Here is a 16,336-nt window from a genome sequence, read left to right on the forward strand (position 1 = left end):
TAAATTTAAAAGGCAGACGACCTTTTAATTTAGACGATAGTTGTGTAAACTAGTCTAGTAAATGTTACTTTAAAGGGGGATTCACTTTGTCGACTGGTATCTGGATACTAATAGTCGTAATTGCACTCTTACTTGGCGCTGTTGGTGGCTTTTTTGGCGCTCGCAAGTACATGGAGAATTATCTGAAAGATAATCCGCCAATTAGCGAAGATCAAATAAGAGCTATGATGATGCAAATGGGACAAAAACCATCTGCAAAGAAACTTCATCAGATGATGAATACAATGCGACAACAAGCAAAGAAACAATAGATCAATATCGTTTGATTTGTACCCTAAAGCTGGATGCTTGAACTCAGCGCGGGGTATTTTTTTGTCTACTTATGGTATTATTAAGAAAACTTTAATTAAAATTTAATGTGTTTGGGAAGTGAGCCTTTTTGGGAATATTTAAAAAATTATCCTGGTATTTCAAGCAGGAGAAAATAACCTATTTTAGAGGGTTACTTGGACTCTTGTTAACTGCGGTCATCGGGATTATTCCAGCTAGATTAATAGGTAATTTAATCGATTTAATTCATAACAAGCAACTAACGAGTTCAAGACTTGTTTTTTTATTAGCACTATTATTAGGCGCCACTATTTTTCAGTATGTGGCAAGGTATATTTGGCGAACCGCTATTTGGGGTGGCGCTGCAAAGTTGGAGCGGGTGCTACGAACTCGACTTTTTTCACACTTCATGAACATGGATCGGCCATTTTATAATCGGCACCGAACCGGAGATTTGATGGCTCATGCGACCAATGACCTTTCCGCTATTCAACGAGTTGCGGGTGGCGGTATTTTGCAATTCGCCGATTCAATCATCACGGGTGGCACGACGTTAATTGCAATGATGATGTTTGTTGACTGGAGATTAACATTGATTGCAATCATTCCATTTCCATTACTGGCAGTTATGGCGCGTTATTTGGGGATGAAAATTCATATTGCCTTTGGTGATTCTCAAGCAGCCTTTTCTAAATTAAATAATAAGGCACAGGAGAGCATTAGTGGCATTAAAGTCATTAAGAGCTTAGGGCAAGAAAGTGAAGATGTAACTGACTTTAATCAGCAAATCGATAAAACAATTGAAATCAATCGTCGCGTAAATCGATTAGATGCCATGTTCGACCCAGTGACAACTTTAATTATTTCGATTTCTTATGTCATTACAATTGTTTACGGTGGTATTTTAGTGACAAACGGGACAATCACGATTGGTAATTTAGTCTCCTTTATTGCTTATCTATCAAGAATGATCTGGCCAATATTTGCGGTTGGAATGTTATTTAATACATTGGAACGTGGGAATGCAAGTTATGATCGGGTGATGTCTTTGCTCGGTGAAAAGACGGCAATTCTAGATGCCAAAGATGGTATTTCAACGCCACCTAGCGGCGAACTGAAATTTGATATAGATAAGTTTAGTTATCCCGACAATCGGGAAGAACCCGTATTAAAAAATGTCCATTTAGACATTAAAGCCGGAAAAACACTTGGAATTGTTGGTAAAGTGGGCGCCAGTAAATCGACTATCATGGAATTAATTCTGAGACAGTTTGATCAATATGAAGGCAGCATTTCATATGGTGGTCATAATATTAAAGATTATCAATTAGATGCATATTTACCAGTCATTGGGTATGTTCCTCAAAATAGTTTTATGTTTTCTGAATCAATTAGAAATAATATTCGGTTCGCTCTTCCTGAAGCAACGGACGAACAAGTTGAGGCAGCAATCGTCAAGAGTGGTCTTAAAAATCAAGTCGATAAGTTTCCAAATGGACTTGATACCAACGTCGGTGAAGAAGGTATTTCCATGTCTGGCGGGCAACGGCAAAGATTGGCAATTGCTAGGGCACTAATCATTGATCCGGAACTTTTAATTTTAGATGATGCATTATCTGCAGTCGATGCAGAAACTGAGAGTGAAATACTGCAGCATTTGCATGAAGAACGTAGCGGAAAAACAACCATCATTGCAGCTCATAGGCTGAGTTCGGTCATGGATGCGGATGAAATTGTTGTGATGGAAAATGGTCAAATTATTGAAAGAGGAAACCATGCCCAGCTGATGAAAAAACGGGGCTGGTATCACGAAATGTTTGAGAGACAAGAACTACAAACAAAAGTAGAGGGGGGAAGCACTAATGGATAATTCAAATCACCAATCCGCCTGGTCAAAAAGTCTGTCTATGAAAGAACAACGTCGAATAGTGATGAGACTTGTGAAATTTGCAACCCGGTTTAAATGGTACTTCTTCATTTCCATCATTCTTGCTGCCGGGGTCAGTGTTGTTAACATTTTACTGCCTCGGTTAATTCAAATTTATATGGATCAACATTTGAGAGTTGGCGATTCCACCTTAAATATGATGTGGTTTTTTGCTGGGTTGTATTTCTTCGGTATGCTGATGAAAGCAATTATGCAATTTTGGCAAACCTATCTGTATTCTATGGGCGCAGAATACATGCTTGAGTCGGTGAGACTAAACATATTTAAAAAGCTTCATGGGCTGGGGATGCGCTATTTTGATCAAACCCCAGGTGGCTCTATTTTATCTCGACTAACCAATGATACGATGTCCTTCTCAAATTTTTGGGCGCTATTTAGTAGTTTGATTCTGGTTATTTTTGGCGTTATTTCGTCATTCATTGCCATGTTCCTTGTTGATCGAAAGATTGCACTGTGGTTACTTATTTTGATGCCATTTTTAATTCTTTCAATTTGGTATTATCAAAAATATAGTTCGGTTGTTTATAGAAGAATGCGAGAACGGTTGAGTGAACTTAATGCAAAATTAGCAGAATCAATTACGGGTGTCTCGGTTATTCAGCAATTCCGTCAAGAAGGTCGAATTGAATCCGAATTTGAACAGACAAATGGCCGATATTTTGACACTCGAAAGGCAATGATCCGGGTTAATTCATTGCTGCTAAGTCCGATTATTGACTTACTGTACGGATTGGCTACCGTTGTTGCACTTTCCATGTTTGGTATTCGTGGGCTTCACGGATACGTTGCAGCCGGTGTTATCTATGCATTTGTCACTTATATTGATAACTTCTTTAATCCGATGACGGGTATGATGGATAATCTAAGTGACTTTCAAGATGGTATTGTGGCCGGTTCACGAGTCCTTAAGTTACTTGATGATCCGACCGCAGAGCCTCAGCAAAATCCTCAAAAAGGGCTTAAAATTCAAAAAGGCGAAATTGAATTTCAACATGTTTCGTTTTCTTACGATGGGAAAAATGAAATTTTACATGATATTTCTTTTAAGGCAAAAGCCGGTCAAACGATTGCTTTAGTGGGAGAAACTGGAAGTGGTAAAACATCAATCATTAATGTTTTAATGCGTTTCTACGAATTTGGTACTGGTAAAATCTTATTAGACGGTCAAGATATTCGAACCTTTCCAATTGCAGAATTACGTCGTCGGATGGGATTGGTACTTCAAGAACCGTTCATGTTTTATGGAACAATTGCTTCGAATATTAGGATGTTTAACCCAGAAATCTCGGATCATCAGATTAGGAAAGCGGCTAGGTTTGTTCAGGCGGACCGCTTTATTGAGAGACTTCCCAAGGGGTATGACAATCGAGTCTTTGAACGTGGCTTGAGTTACTCGAGTGGTCAGAGACAACTTATCTCTTATGCGCGCGTCATTGTGACGGATCCAAAGATTTTAATTCTTGATGAAGCAACTGCTAATATCGATACCGAAACTGAACAAATGATTCAAGAGGGACTTGAAAAGATCCAAGAGGGCAGGACCACCATTGCAATTGCCCACCGTTTATCGACCATCCAAAACGCTGATCTCATATTAGTATTGGAGCATGGTAATATTGTGGAGCGGGGGACGAACAACGAACTTATGGCTAAGAAAGGTTATTACTACGATATGATTCAATTGCAAGGTCGTACTTCAAATTAAAAAAGCGCTAAAACCGACAGAAATTTTCTTGTGGTTTTAGCGTTTTTCTATTTTCCAGTAATATCAGTGTAATGAAAATTAGGATTGATTTCTTTATCCAATGAGTCAAAAGCACTTTGCATCTGTTGTTCGATTATTTTTTGTCCCTCGTCATCGAGTTTTAACTTACGGTCGATGACGATTGGGTCGCCAAATGCAACAGTTACTGGTTTTCGACTAAACAGAGACTTAAATGTTAAAGGTCCCTGATAGACAGTCGGGATAATTGGGACTCCTGCTAATTTAGCAATGACTGCTGCTCCACCCTTAAGCTCTTGTGAATGGCGGGTACCGGATGGAAAAATAATAAGTGATAGTTCGCCATTTTTCAGGATCCGGACGGGTGTTTTGATAGCAGATGGTCCTGGATTTTCCCGGTCTACTGGAAATGCATGTGCATGATTTAAAATGAACCGGATAACTGGATTTTTGAAAAGTTCCTTTTTAGCCATAAAACTAAATTGCTTAGGACTACCAGCTAGGGCATAATAGATTGGATCAAACCAGGTTCTGTGCGGACCAACTAAAACGTATGAGCCCTCAGGTAACCTGTCACGGTGCAAGTAGTGCGAATTTCCGTTGATTAGCGCTAATAAAAAGCGCACAATTATTCTTATAACTGAATAGAACATAATGATTCTCCCCTTCAAGGTGGTTTCATCTATCCAGTATGCAAAAAAAACTAATTCTGTGCAAGTATATTGTAAAAAGGTGGATTCAAATGGACCAACAATATTTAAAAACCGGTGAGCGAATTGACCAGCTCTATAGCCGTGATGTTAAAATAATTCAGAGTAATAATGTTTTTTCGTTTTCACTTGATGCTGTCTTGCTCGCTCACTTTGCAAACGTACCACAAAAGGCAAGTTCAACCATCGTTGATTTATGCGCTGGAAATGGGGCAGTGGGACTATTTATGGCCTCTCATACGCCAAGCCACATCTATGAAGTGGAAATTCAGGACCGATTGGCGGATATGGCAACCCGTTCTGTTTCCTTGAATCGTCTCGATGACCAGATGACCATCTTAAATATGGATTTGGCCAAAGTAACTAGTAAAATAAAAAAAGATTCAGTTGCCGTTGTGACGTGTAATCCACCGTATTTTGCTAATTACGAGAATAGTAAGAAAAATCCAAATAAGTATTACGCAATTGCTCGGCATGAGTTAGAGACAACGTTGACCGCCGTCATGAAAGCTACCTCCGATTTATTAAAGATGAACGGCAAGAGTTATTTCGTTTATCGACCAGATCGACTGGATGACCTGTTTAGAGAAATGGCTTTACATCGATTGGCGCCGAAACGTATCCGATTTGTCCATCCTAAAGCTGATTCAGAGGCTAATATGGTTTTAGTTGAGGCTATTAAGGACGGTAAACCAAATGGCGTTAGAATTCAGAAGCCAATAATTGTTTATAATGCAGAAAACGAGTATGAAAAAGAAGTTCGAGGGATGCTTTATGGAAGAGAAGACTAAAAAATTTTATTTTTATGTTCTTTTATGTGCAGATGACACGCTTTATGGTGGATTCTCTACCGATGTTTTTCATCGATTGGAGCAGCACGAATCAGGGCAGGGAGCAAAGTATACCCGACCCAAGTTTAGACACCCCCTTAAATTGATTTATTATGAAGAGTTTCCAACTAAGTCACTTGCCCTGAAAGCAGAGTACGCCTTCAAGCATCAGCCCAAATACAGGAAACTCGAATTTTTAGCTGATCACCATGTGACCTTTTGAAAGCGCTTTGTAATTAAGTGAGCAAAGGTGTAAAATATGACTAATATCTGAGAGAGAATAAACTATTATTCTCGGATTAATTTTAGGAGGAATTTACGTTGAAAATTATTGCTTATGGTATTCGTGACGATGAAAAGCCTTATTTAGATCAATGGTCTAAAGATCAAGGAATCGAAGTTAAAGCTGTTTCTGAATTATTGGATGAAGATACAGTTAGTTTGGCTGAGGGTTATGATGGAGCTGTTGTCTATCAACAAAAACCATATACCGCTTCTGTATTAGATAAGCTTGCAAGTTATGGAATAAAATCATTATCACTTCGTAACGTGGGTGTTGATAATGTTGATGCTGATGCGATTAAGCGGAATGGCTTTACAGTTACAAATGTTCCGGCTTATTCCCCAGAAGCAATTGCAGAGCTTACTGTGACTCAATTGATGCGTCTATTACGTAGAACTCCTGTATTTGATAAAAAACAAGCAGCTGGTAACTTAATGTGGGCTCCTGACATTGCTGATGAATTGGGTCACATGACGGTTGGTATTGTTGCGACAGGTCGAATTGGTCGTGCAGCTATGCGCATTTACAAGGGTTTTGGGGCCAAAGTTATTGCTTATGATGTTTTCCACAACCCTGAACTCGAAAAAGAGGGTATTTACGTTGATTCAATGGATGAATTATACGCAAAGGCCGATGTTATTTCGCTGCATGCGCCAGCTACAAAAGAGAACGAGCACTTGTTGAACGACGATGCTTTTTCAAAGATGAAAGATGGCGTTTGGATTTTGAACCCTGCTCGTGGTGCGCTTATTGACACCGATGCACTTATTCGAGCTCTGGACAATGGAAAAGTTGCTGGTGCAGCTTTGGATGTCTATGAAGACGAAGTTGGTATTTTTAACACCGACTTTGGCAGCTTTGATGCTATTCCAGATGAACGCCTAAAGAACTTAATGAAGCGGGATAATGTTTTAGTAACCCCTCATGTTGCGTTCTATACAAGAACAGCGGTTAAAAATATGGTTCAGTTTGCCTTAAACAATAACAAGCAACTAATTGAAACCGGTACTGCAGAAAATGTTGTAAAGTTTTAATTAGATGAATTTAGAACAAAGAAATAGGACTTGCTCAGTGAGCAAGTCCTATTTCTTTGTTCTATTCTGCAATGGTTACCAGTGCTTCTAAGAGCTCAATTAGTTCTTCAGAATTTGAAACGGTTTGATCGGCGACAATATCGCCATTAGATTCTTCTAAATCACGATGGTTAAACCAAAATGCGTGCCAACCAGCTTTTTTTGCGCCGCGTACATCTAAATCATACCGGTTTCCGACATAAGCAATTTCGCTGGGACTGACTTCGAGCTTTCGGTTCATGGTGGTGAAGATCAGTGGATCCGGTTTTGCCATTTGGCACTCCTCGGAAATTAAGACATTTTCTCTGTCTATCCAATTAAACATTTTTAGTTGTGTGATTTTTGAAAGCTGCCGTTCAACAGAACCATTCGTGATGATTCCTAGTTTAAAAAATCGCTCTAGTTGATCAAACAAGTGTACAAATTCGGGAAAGAGATGAATCTCATGTAACTGGGAACTGTAACTTTTCCAAAATTTGGCTAGTTCAGCTGGGCTAAATGTCGGCAAGGCTAAAGATTCTAAGGTTGCATTTAATTTAGCAGTTAAAATTTTTTCAGTTGAAATTTTCTTTGTATTAATTGCTTCGATGGTTGCTTGACTATGGAACTGGTTAAAAATTTCCCGTAAGTTTGGCAGTCTCAAATCATTTGGTTCAAACACTGATAATAGAGCCTGCTCAAAGGGGTGTGCCTGATCATACAAAGTATCATCTACATCAAAGACGATAGCTTTAATCATACGTACTGCCTCCATTCAAGATAAAAAATAGTGTAACACAATTGTAATACATTGCAAGTTTTTGTAAAATTATTTTTTCAGCTTGAATCAGGAAAAATTCGTTGTTGCTTATGTTACAAAGATTAGTTATAATATTCAACGGTGCTTAAGCATCAATTCACACCTCAAGCGATTCTACAAAGAGTGCTCTAAAAAGAGCCTTTGTAGAAGCTGACCTTGGGGGAGGAAAAAAACTATATACGGAGGCTTTTATATTATGGCTGTCATTTCTATGAAACAATTGCTTGAAGCTGGTGTACATTTTGGTCACCAGACGCGTCGTTGGAATCCAAAGATGAAACAATACATCTTTACGGAACGTAACGGTATTTACATTATTGATTTACAAAAAACAGTTAAGTTGATTGATTCAGCTTACAGTTTTATGAAGGATGAGGCAGCTAAAGGTGCTGTTGTTCTCTTCGTCGGAACTAAGAAACAAGCACAAGATTCTATTGCTGAAGAAGCAACTCGTGCCGGTCAATACTACGTTAACCACCGTTGGTTAGGTGGTACCTTGACTAACTGGGACACGATTCAAACTCGTATCAAGCGTCTTAAGGATCTTAAGAAGATGGCAACTGATGGTACATTTGAACGTTTACCTAAGAAGGAAGTTTCACTCCTTAACAAGCAAGCTGACAAACTCGAAAGATTCCTTGGTGGTATTGAAGACATGCCAAAGATTCCTGATGTTATGTTTATTGTTGATCCTCGTAAGGAACAAATTGCTGTTAAAGAAGCTCAAAAGCTTAATATTCCAATCGTTGCAATGGTCGATACTAATACAGATCCAGACCAAATTGATGTTGTTATTCCATCAAACGATGACGCAATTCGTGCCGTTCGTCTGATTACTTCTAAGATGGCTGATGCTATTGTTGAAGGTAACCAAGGTGAAGAGGGCGATAACGCCGCTGCTGACGCTGCTTCTGATAAAGAAGCCGGCAACACGGATGCTGATAAGGCTGCTGAAGCAACCAAGGACGCAAAATAGTCAAAAGCAACTTTTAATTAATAGATTGTAAAAATCGCTTAGGCTGGTTTAAAAGTTTAGGACCTAATCGGCCTGAGTTTTTATTCCAGCTTTTTATTTTGAAATTTTAAGGAGGCCATTCATTATGGCAAAGATTACAGCACAGCAAGTTAAAGATTTACGTGACCAAACCAGCGTTGGTATGATGGACGCAAAAAAAGCACTAGTTGCTTCAGATGGTGATATTAGTAAGGCAATTGATTACTTACGTGAAAAGGGTATTGCAAAAGCAGAAAAGAAGAGTAGTAATGTTGCTGCTAACGGTTTAGCACAAATTGCGATTCATGATAACGTTGCTGCAATTGTAGAAGTTAACTCAGAAACTGACTTTGTTGCAACTAACGATACTTTTAAAGATCTTGCTAACAAGATTGCCGACACTATTGCTTTAAATAACCCTGCCGATTTAGATGCAGCACTTAAGTTGAAGACGGATAAGGGCACAATTGATGATGCAATCGTTGAGACAACTCAGGTTATGAGTGAGAAAGTTTCACTTCGTCGTTTCCAAGTTGTTGAGAAGTCGGATAAAGACGTGTTCGGATCGTACCTTCATAATGGTGGCCAAATTGGCGCCTTAGTCATTCTTGAAGGTGCAGACCAAGAAGTAGCTAAGAACGTTGCGATGCACGTTGCAGCTGTTAATCCTGAATTTGTTTCTCGTGATGATATTCCAAAGCAACGTTTGGATCATGAACGTGAAGTTTTGAAGAAGGAAGCTCTTAATGAAGGGAAACCAGAAAACATCGTCGAAAAGATGGTCGATGGTCGTCTTCGTAAGTTCCTTTCAGAAATTAGTTTAGCTGATCAAGAATTTGTTATGGATTCAGATCAAACAGTTAGCCAATATGTATCTTCAAAAGGCGGTAGCTTGAAGTCATTCGTTCGCTTCGAAGTTGGCGAAGGTATCGAGAAAAAAGAACAAAATTTTGAAGATGAAGTTAATAGTCAAATTAACGGATAATTATATCAATTCTAAAGATGTGCACTCGGTGTACATCTTTTTTTGAAGTTTTAGGTAAATTAAGCGAATCTGCGTGCGCTAACACTGTTTACTAGCACTAGATTATGATAAAATTGAGTTTGAAATTGATAGGAGGATCACGATGTCGGATCTTAAATACAAACGGATTATATTAAAATTAAGCGGTGAAGCTCTTGCTGGAGACCAAGGCTTTGGCATTCATCCACCAGTTATTAAAGAAGTTGCTCAAGAAGTTAAAGATGTTTATAATCTCGGCTTACAAATTGCAATTGTTGTTGGCGGAGGAAACATGTGGCGTGGTGAATCTGGCGCACAAATGGGCATGGAACGGGCTCAAGCTGATTACATTGGCATGTTAGCAACCATCATGAACGCTTTGGCTCTGCAAGATAATTTAGAATCTCTCGGGGTTCCTACAAGAGTGCAAACGTCAATTGAAATGCGGTCCATTGCGGAACCTTATATTCGTCGAAAGGCAATTCGACATCTCGAAAAAAATCGGGTTGTGATCTTCGCTGGAGGAACGGGAAGTCCTTATTTCTCAACAGATACAACCGCTGCATTGCGAGCTGCAGAAATTAGCGCAGATGCAATCTTAATGGCGAAAAATGGCGTTGATGGGATTTACTCTGCGGATCCTAAGGTCAATCCATCTGCAAAGAAATATGATACGTTGACTCAAATGGATATCATCAATAAAGGCCTGAAAGTAATGGACTCTACTGCTAGCACACTTTCCATGGATAATGATATTCCGTTAGTTGTGTTCAATTTAAACAAACCCGGAAACATCAAAAAAGTTGTTGAGGGCGAAAATATCGGTACAACCGTAAGGGGAAAATAATATGGCAAATGAAATTCTTGATGAAGCAAAAAGTAAAATGAAAAAGGCTGAAGAGGCACTGACACGTGAGTTTGGTACTATTCGAGCAGGACGTGCGAATGCCAGTTTGTTAAGCCGAGTAACAGTTAGCTATTACGGAACTGAAACACCAATTAACCAGGTTGCGTCAATTACCATTCCAGAACCAAGAGTTATTATGGTGACACCATTTGATAAGACTGCGTTACAGGATATTGAAAAGGGAATCCAAGAATCTGATCTTGGTATTACACCTGCAAATGATGGTGATACTATTCGGCTTGTCATTCCTCAATTGACTGAAGAACGTCGTAAAGAATTAGCTAAGCAAGTGAAGGCAACGACTGAACAAGGTAAAGTCGCTTTGAGAAACGTCCGTCGTGAAGCAATGGATAAGTTGAAGAAGTCACATAAGAAAAACGATATCACTGATGATGAATTGCATAGTCTCGAAGATCAGGTTCAAAAAATAACTGATTCTTCAGCAAAAGATATGGAAAAAATTGCAGCTGATAAAGAAAAAGAAATCATGAACGGCTAGATACCTAGTCAGAGGGAGCAGAGAATGTCTGAAAATAATGGTCATGATGAAACGAATGAAGAAATTACACCAGGCTCTCCGGAATTTGAAAAGATGGTTTTCAAACTTAGCCAGGGTGTGAATGCTGAGAATCTTTCAGTTTTGAATTACAACGGTAATGAACTCCATGAAATTCAGGAAGGTGTTTATACTCAACCGGTCTACATCACGGATGACTTTAATTTATTCTTTTTAGTGACAAAGCTAATCGGTGAGGATTGGATTGTTGCCTTTGCTCACGCTACAATTGAAAATAACAACGAAATTACTGACTTTTCAGAGGCACTTCCTACTGGTGTTGGATTAAATATGCTAGGTGAAAAGAGTCCAGAGGATGCAAATAACGTTCTCCAGTACTTCAACACTTTAGTAGAAGCAAATCGCGGTGAATGGCGTCTAATTCAGTAGAATAAAATTAGGTAGATGGGATTGGACATATTCCAATCCCGTTTTTAATTGGAGGGGTGACACGTGTCTTCTACAGATAAAAAGGTAGATAATCAGAATATTGAAGTTGATTTGGATCATGTTCCTAGCCATATTGCAATTATCATGGATGGCAACGGACGATGGGCGCAAAAGCGACATCTTCCAAGGGTGGCAGGCCATAAGCAAGGGATGAATACGGTAAAAACAATCACAAAAGCTGCTAGTGACCTTGGCGTAAAGGTCTTAACCCTCTATGCGTTTTCAACTGAAAATTGGAAACGCCCCAAGGCTGAAGTTAATTATATTATGAAATTACCAGTCAGCTTTTTTAATACGTTTGTGCCAGATTTAATTAAAAATAATGTGAGAGTTAACGTTATGGGATATATTGAAGAATTACCTGAGGGAACTCAAAAAGCCGTAAATCAGGCAATCGAAGACACGAAAGACTGCACTGGTATGGTTCTTAACTTTGCCCTTAATTATGGGAGTCAAGCTGAGATAACTACCGCAGTTAAGTCGATCGCGAACCAGGTGAAAATGGGGAACCTTGAGCCAGAGGAAGTTACGCCAGACACCATTAGCGAAAACTTAATGACGCATTCATTGGCGCCATTTGAAAATCCGGACGTCCTTGTCCGAACTTCAGGCGAAGAACGATTATCAAACTTTTTACTTTGGCAAGTTGCCTATAGTGAGTTAGTCTTCGTTCAAACTCATTGGCCAGACTTTACAGCAGACACACTCAAAGAGGTTATTCATACTTTCCAGGGACGCCAGCGACGGTTTGGCGGACTGAAGGAAACTAATTAAGGGGGTCATTTTTTGAAGCAACGGGTTATCACAGCAGTTATCGCATTAATCATTTTTATTCCAATTATAGTTGCTGGAAATATTTGGATTGATATAGCTGCACTTGTACTGGGGTTAGTTGCCCTTTCAGAACTACTAATCATGCGTAAAAAATTATTGGTTTCTGCGGAGGCCTTGATTTCAGGAATCGCAATCCTGTTTTTAATTTCTCCTGATAAATGGACGGATAAGTTTCCGGCTCAATTATCGGTTATCTATATTGTTTACTTAATGGTTGCTCTATTATTGCTTAGAACAGTCATCTCAAAGAATCGATTTACCTTTGACGACGCAGCGGTTCTAACGCTTGGCCTATTTTATATTGGAACTGGGTTTCATTACTTTATTGCGGCCAGAGAGGTTGGCCTTTCCACCTTATTCTATGCATTATTAATTGTTTGGATTACCGATAGCGGTGCCTACATGATTGGGAAAAAGTTTGGTTCCCATAAATTAGCACCCCATATTAGTCCAAATAAAACATGGGAAGGGTCAGTTGGTGGAACGGTGGTTGCTGTTATAGTGGCTGCCATCTACTGTGCTATTTTTCCCCAGGGAACCTATAGCTTAATTACAATGATTTTCATTAGCATTGGTTTATCAATAGTAGGCCAATTCGGTGATCTTATTGAATCAGCACTTAAGCGTTTCTATGGCGTTAAAGATTCTGGAAAAATTTTACCAGGGCATGGTGGAATCTTAGATAGATTTGATAGTTTACTATTAGTTCTACCGCTGATGCACCTATTTGCGTTAATCTAGTAAACAGTTAATTTGCGTGTCGGAATGAGCTCATGTATCCTGTAGAAAATACATTTAGAATTGGAAGGTTAAATACTAGTGATAACAACCATCATAACTTTTATTATTGTTTTTGGTATTTTGGTCATTGTGCACGAATTTGGCCATTTTTACTTTGCAAAAAGGTCGGGTATTCTGGTTCGAGAATTCTCTGTTGGAATGGGACCAAAGCTGTTTAATCACCGAGCAAATGGAACGACTTACACGATTCGTTTATTACCACTGGGTGGATACGTTCGAATGGCTGGAAGCGAAGAGGACGAGGGCGATGAGTTAAAGCCTGGGACTCCCGTTAGCCTTTACGTTGGAAAATCAGGCAAGGTTGAACGTATTAATGCTAGTAAGAAATCTACATTGTTTAATGGGATTCCACTGGAAGTATCTGCAACTGATCTTGAGGAAGCGCTTTGGATTGAAGGATTTGAAAACGGCAACGAGGATGAACTGAAGCGATACAACGTTGATCATGATGCAACAATTATTGAATCCGATGGTACTGAAGTCCAAATTGCACCTAAGGATGTTCAATTCCAATCAGCGACGCTTGGTCATCGATTAATGACTAACTTTGCAGGACCAATGAATAATTTTATTTTGGCAATCATTGTTTTTACAATGTTTTCGTTTGCTCTGGGGGGAGTTCCCTCCAATGGAAACCAGGTAAAGGTTAATGATGCAACACCAATTGCCAGAGATGCAGGAATAAAATCTGGTGATAAGATTGTTGCAGTTAACGGTAAAAGCACAAAAACCTGGAGTAAACTGGCTGCTGAAATTCAAAAACAAGGTGGCAAGAAAACTGATTTGACGATTTCTCGCGATGGCAAACGCCAAGCAATTCAGCTAACGCCAAAGAAGGAAACTGAATCAGGGAATACGGTCGGCGTAATTGGAATTACTAGATATATGGAGACGGATATAGGGAGTATTCTTATTTCTGGATTCACACAAACTTGGAGCATGGCGGTGGCCTTATTTGGGGCACTTTGGAACATGGTCTCAGGGCACTTTAGTTTAAATGATCTTGGTGGGCCGGTGGCTATATTTGCCACGACCTCGCAAGCAACTCAAGGTGGCCTATCTGGTGTTCTATATTTCTTGGCATTTTTATCATTAAACCTTGGAATTGTAAATTTATTACCAATACCTGCCTTAGATGGTGGTAAAATATTATTGAACTTTATTGAAGGTATTCGAAGAAAACCACTTTCACAAAATGTCGAAACGGCAATTACCCTGGTAGGGGTTGCGTTTTTACTTTTATTAATGGTGTTAGTAACTTGGAATGATATAGAGCGGTATTTTATAAAATAAAGATTTTTGAAGTTACAGAGGGGAATATTAAATATGAAACAGTCAAAAATGCTTATTCCAACCTTGAAAGAGGTTCCGAGTGATGCTGAAGCAATTAGTCATAAAATGATGTTACGAGGGGGATATATTCGTCAGGTAACTGCCGGAATGTATGCGTACCTTCCATTAGCATTTAGAGTTTTATCTAACATTGAAGCGATCATTCGCGAGGAAATGGAAAAGATTGATGCAGTTGAAATGTTAGCACCTGCAGTACTTCCTGCTTCACTTTGGAAGGATTCTGGGCGTTACGATACTTATGGCGATACACTATTTAAGTTTAAGAATCGTCATGATACAGATTTCATTCTTGGACCCACTCATGAAGAAACTTTCACGACCTTAATTCGGGACTCTATTAAGTCATACAAACGGTTGCCGCTTGTTTTGTTCCAAATTCAGCCAAAGTATCGTGATGAAGATCGTCCACGATATGGGTTACTTCGCGGACGTGAATTTATCATGAAGGATGCTTATTCGTTTACGACTAACTATGAAGATCTTGATTCTATTTTTAACCAAATGGAAAAAGCTTACATCAATATTTTTGACAGAATTGGTCTAAATTACAGGACAATTATTGGTGATGCCGGTGCAATGGGCGGTAAGGACTCAAAAGAATTCTCTGCGATTGCGCCCGTGGGTGAGGATACAATTGTGTATTCCGATGCATCCGACTATGCTGCTAATTTAGAGATGGCAACAAGCCTATACGTCCCAAGCAAGTCTCACGCTTCAATAAAAGATATGGAAAAAGTTGAAACTCCTGGAGTTAAAACGATTGATGATGCGGCTAATTTTTTTGAACTAGAAGCTAATCAATTAATCAAAACGCTCCTGTTTATCGCTGATGGAAAACCGGTAATGGTTTTAGTTCGCGGTGATCATAAGGTTAATGAAGTTAAAGTCAAAAACTTCTTGTCTGCTGATGTCTTAGAAATGGCAACTGATGGGCAAGCTCAAGAGTACGTAAACGCCTCATTTGGCTCACTTGGACCAGTTGGCGTTTCCGAAGATGTCAAAATTGTTGCTGATTTATACGTAAAAGACTTGGTCAACGTAGGTGTTGGCGCAAATGAAAATGGATTCCATTATATAAATGTAAATCCACAACGAGATTTTAGGGTTGATGATTATGCAGACCTTCGGGAAGTTCAGGAAGGCGATGTTTCGCCTGACGGTTCTGGGGTTTTGAAATTTACCCGTGGTATTGAAATTGGTCATATTTTCAAGCTGGGTACTCGCTATTCAGATGCTTTAAAGGCCGATGTTCTTGATGAAAATGGTCGAAATGTGCCAGTTATCATGGGCTCATATGGAATTGGTGTCAGCCGTCTGCTTTCAGCAATTGCTGAACAAAATGCAGATGAAAATGGTCTGGTCTGGCCTAGAGACGTAGCACCATTTGATTTACACATCATTCCAGTTAATGCCAAAAATGAAGAACAGATGACAGTTGCAAACGATATTAACGACCAATTATCTGCGGCTCATTACCGAACATTGATTGATGATCGTAAGGAACGTGCAGGCGTTAAGTTTGCTGATTCCGACCTAATTGGGATCCCAATTAGAATTACAGTAGGTAAAAAAGCTGCTGAAGGAATCGTTGAAATAAAAATTCGTAAAACAGGTGAAACGTTAGAAGTTAAAACTGCTGAACTTGCGGATACAATAGGTATTTTGCTTAAGGCTGACTAATAGACAGGAACCTGGGAATCGTTCCCAGGTTCCTTCTGTATACAGAAGATTATTTAATAAGG

17 protein-coding genes are annotated in these 16,336 nt (G+C 39.2%); 15 read left to right on the forward strand and 2 right to left on the reverse strand.

Annotated features, from left to right (window positions below; genetic code table 11):
* The first annotated feature begins 86 nt into the window (after window positions 1–86).
* The 3 genes from FGL90_RS08790 to FGL90_RS08800 all read left to right on the forward strand — a co-directional run bounded on the left by FGL90_RS08790 (window position 87) and on the right by FGL90_RS08800 (window position 3,983).
* On the forward strand, window positions 87–311 hold the full coding sequence (locus FGL90_RS08790; protein WP_010619699.1) for a YneF family protein: 225 nt from the start codon (window positions 87–89) through the stop codon (window positions 309–311).
* 128 nt (window positions 312–439) lie between these two features.
* Window positions 440–2,200 (forward strand): ABC transporter ATP-binding protein, encoded by a 1,761-nt coding sequence (locus FGL90_RS08795; protein WP_147657721.1) that lies wholly within the window; start codon window positions 440–442, stop codon window positions 2,198–2,200.
* Window positions 2,193–3,983: an ABC transporter ATP-binding protein gene (locus tag FGL90_RS08800; RefSeq protein WP_147657723.1), complete on the forward strand. Its 1,791-nt coding sequence runs from the start codon at window positions 2,193–2,195 to the stop codon at window positions 3,981–3,983. Before FGL90_RS08795 ends, FGL90_RS08800 begins: the two co-directional genes overlap by 8 nt.
* Window positions 3,984–4,030: 47 nt before the next feature.
* On the opposite strand, the gene FGL90_RS08805 is transcribed toward FGL90_RS08800, so the two are convergent.
* Window positions 4,031–4,654, reverse strand: a complete 624-nt coding sequence (locus tag FGL90_RS08805; RefSeq protein WP_010619702.1) for a lysophospholipid acyltransferase family protein — start codon at window positions 4,652–4,654, stop codon at window positions 4,031–4,033.
* An 89-nt stretch (window positions 4,655–4,743) separates the two neighbouring features.
* Between FGL90_RS08805 and FGL90_RS08810 the strand changes: the two genes are divergently transcribed.
* The 3 genes from FGL90_RS08810 to FGL90_RS08820 all read left to right on the forward strand — a co-directional run bounded on the left by FGL90_RS08810 (window position 4,744) and on the right by FGL90_RS08820 (window position 6,858).
* Complete coding sequence (locus FGL90_RS08810; protein ID WP_147657725.1) at window positions 4,744–5,502, forward strand: tRNA1(Val) (adenine(37)-N6)-methyltransferase; 759 nt, start codon at window positions 4,744–4,746, stop codon at window positions 5,500–5,502.
* Window positions 5,486–5,764, forward strand: a complete 279-nt coding sequence (locus FGL90_RS08815; RefSeq protein ID WP_147657727.1) for a GIY-YIG nuclease family protein — start codon at window positions 5,486–5,488, stop codon at window positions 5,762–5,764. The genes FGL90_RS08810 and FGL90_RS08815 overlap by 17 nt, the downstream gene beginning before the upstream one ends.
* Window positions 5,765–5,862: 98 nt before the next feature.
* Window positions 5,863–6,858 (forward strand): D-2-hydroxyacid dehydrogenase, encoded by a 996-nt coding sequence (locus tag FGL90_RS08820; RefSeq protein WP_147657729.1) that lies wholly within the window; start codon window positions 5,863–5,865, stop codon window positions 6,856–6,858.
* Window positions 6,859–6,919: 61 nt separating this feature from the next.
* Here FGL90_RS08820 and FGL90_RS08825 read toward each other — a convergent pair whose 3' ends face one another.
* Complete coding sequence (locus FGL90_RS08825; RefSeq protein ID WP_010619706.1) at window positions 6,920–7,636, reverse strand: HAD family hydrolase; 717 nt, start codon at window positions 7,634–7,636, stop codon at window positions 6,920–6,922.
* A 256-nt stretch (window positions 7,637–7,892) separates the two neighbouring features.
* Between FGL90_RS08825 and rpsB the strand changes: the two genes are divergently transcribed.
* From rpsB to FGL90_RS08870, 9 genes are all read left to right on the forward strand, one after another.
* On the forward strand, window positions 7,893–8,672 hold the full coding sequence (rpsB, locus tag FGL90_RS08830) for a 30S ribosomal protein S2 (RefSeq protein WP_010619707.1): 780 nt from the start codon (window positions 7,893–7,895) through the stop codon (window positions 8,670–8,672).
* Window positions 8,673–8,796: 124 nt separating this feature from the next.
* Window positions 8,797–9,675 (forward strand): translation elongation factor Ts, encoded by an 879-nt coding sequence (gene tsf / locus FGL90_RS08835; RefSeq protein ID WP_187240418.1) that lies wholly within the window; start codon window positions 8,797–8,799, stop codon window positions 9,673–9,675.
* A gap of 142 nt (window positions 9,676–9,817) precedes the next feature.
* A complete protein-coding gene (gene pyrH, locus FGL90_RS08840; protein ID WP_010619709.1) occupies window positions 9,818–10,540 on the forward strand; it encodes a UMP kinase in 723 nt (240 codons plus the stop codon).
* Between the two features lies 1 nt (window position 10,541).
* Entirely contained in the window at window positions 10,542–11,099 is a 558-nt protein-coding gene (frr, locus tag FGL90_RS08845) for a ribosome recycling factor (protein ID WP_010619710.1), read from the forward strand.
* 24 nt (window positions 11,100–11,123) lie between these two features.
* Complete coding sequence (locus FGL90_RS08850; RefSeq protein WP_147657733.1) at window positions 11,124–11,546, forward strand: hypothetical protein; 423 nt, start codon at window positions 11,124–11,126, stop codon at window positions 11,544–11,546.
* A 63-nt stretch (window positions 11,547–11,609) separates the two neighbouring features.
* Window positions 11,610–12,380, forward strand: coding sequence for an isoprenyl transferase (locus FGL90_RS08855; protein WP_147657735.1), 771 nt, complete (start codon window positions 11,610–11,612; stop codon window positions 12,378–12,380).
* Window positions 12,381–12,392: 12 nt separating this feature from the next.
* Window positions 12,393–13,181 carry a phosphatidate cytidylyltransferase gene (locus FGL90_RS08860; RefSeq protein ID WP_010619713.1) on the forward strand — a complete coding sequence of 263 codons (789 nt, stop codon included), beginning with the start codon at window positions 12,393–12,395 and terminating at the stop codon, window positions 13,179–13,181.
* 78 nt (window positions 13,182–13,259) lie between these two features.
* Window positions 13,260–14,534 carry an RIP metalloprotease RseP gene (gene rseP, locus FGL90_RS08865; protein ID WP_147657737.1) on the forward strand — a complete coding sequence of 425 codons (1,275 nt, stop codon included), beginning with the start codon at window positions 13,260–13,262 and terminating at the stop codon, window positions 14,532–14,534.
* A 33-nt stretch (window positions 14,535–14,567) separates the two neighbouring features.
* A complete protein-coding gene (locus FGL90_RS08870) occupies window positions 14,568–16,274 on the forward strand; it encodes a proline--tRNA ligase (RefSeq protein WP_147657739.1) in 1,707 nt (568 codons plus the stop codon).
* The last annotated feature ends 62 nt before the right edge of the window (window positions 16,275–16,336 follow it).

This window comes from Secundilactobacillus malefermentans (assembly GCF_008033155.1).
Classification (GTDB): domain Bacteria; phylum Bacillota; class Bacilli; order Lactobacillales; family Lactobacillaceae; genus Secundilactobacillus; species Secundilactobacillus malefermentans.

What these genes read in the sequence shown, in the direction of transcription:
- FGL90_RS08800 (WP_147657723.1), top strand. Translation starts at nt 2,193, where the DNA reads ATGGATAATTCAAATCACCAATCCGCCTGGTCAAAAAGTCTGTCTATG.
- FGL90_RS08805 (WP_010619702.1), bottom strand. Translation starts at nt 4,654, where the DNA reads ATGTTCTATTCAGTTATAAGAATAATTGTGCGCTTTTTATTAGCGCTA.
- FGL90_RS08810 (WP_147657725.1), top strand. Translation starts at nt 4,744, where the DNA reads ATGGACCAACAATATTTAAAAACCGGTGAGCGAATTGACCAGCTCTAT.
- FGL90_RS08815 (WP_147657727.1), top strand. Translation starts at nt 5,486, where the DNA reads ATGGAAGAGAAGACTAAAAAATTTTATTTTTATGTTCTTTTATGTGCA.
- FGL90_RS08825 (WP_010619706.1), bottom strand. Translation starts at nt 7,636, where the DNA reads ATGATTAAAGCTATCGTCTTTGATGTAGATGATACTTTGTATGATCAG.
- rpsB (WP_010619707.1), top strand. Translation starts at nt 7,893, where the DNA reads ATGGCTGTCATTTCTATGAAACAATTGCTTGAAGCTGGTGTACATTTT.
- tsf (WP_187240418.1), top strand. Translation starts at nt 8,797, where the DNA reads ATGGCAAAGATTACAGCACAGCAAGTTAAAGATTTACGTGACCAAACC.
- pyrH (WP_010619709.1), top strand. Translation starts at nt 9,818, where the DNA reads ATGTCGGATCTTAAATACAAACGGATTATATTAAAATTAAGCGGTGAA.
- frr (WP_010619710.1), top strand. Translation starts at nt 10,542, where the DNA reads ATGGCAAATGAAATTCTTGATGAAGCAAAAAGTAAAATGAAAAAGGCT.
- FGL90_RS08850 (WP_147657733.1), top strand. Translation starts at nt 11,124, where the DNA reads ATGTCTGAAAATAATGGTCATGATGAAACGAATGAAGAAATTACACCA.
- FGL90_RS08870 (WP_147657739.1), top strand. Translation starts at nt 14,568, where the DNA reads ATGAAACAGTCAAAAATGCTTATTCCAACCTTGAAAGAGGTTCCGAGT.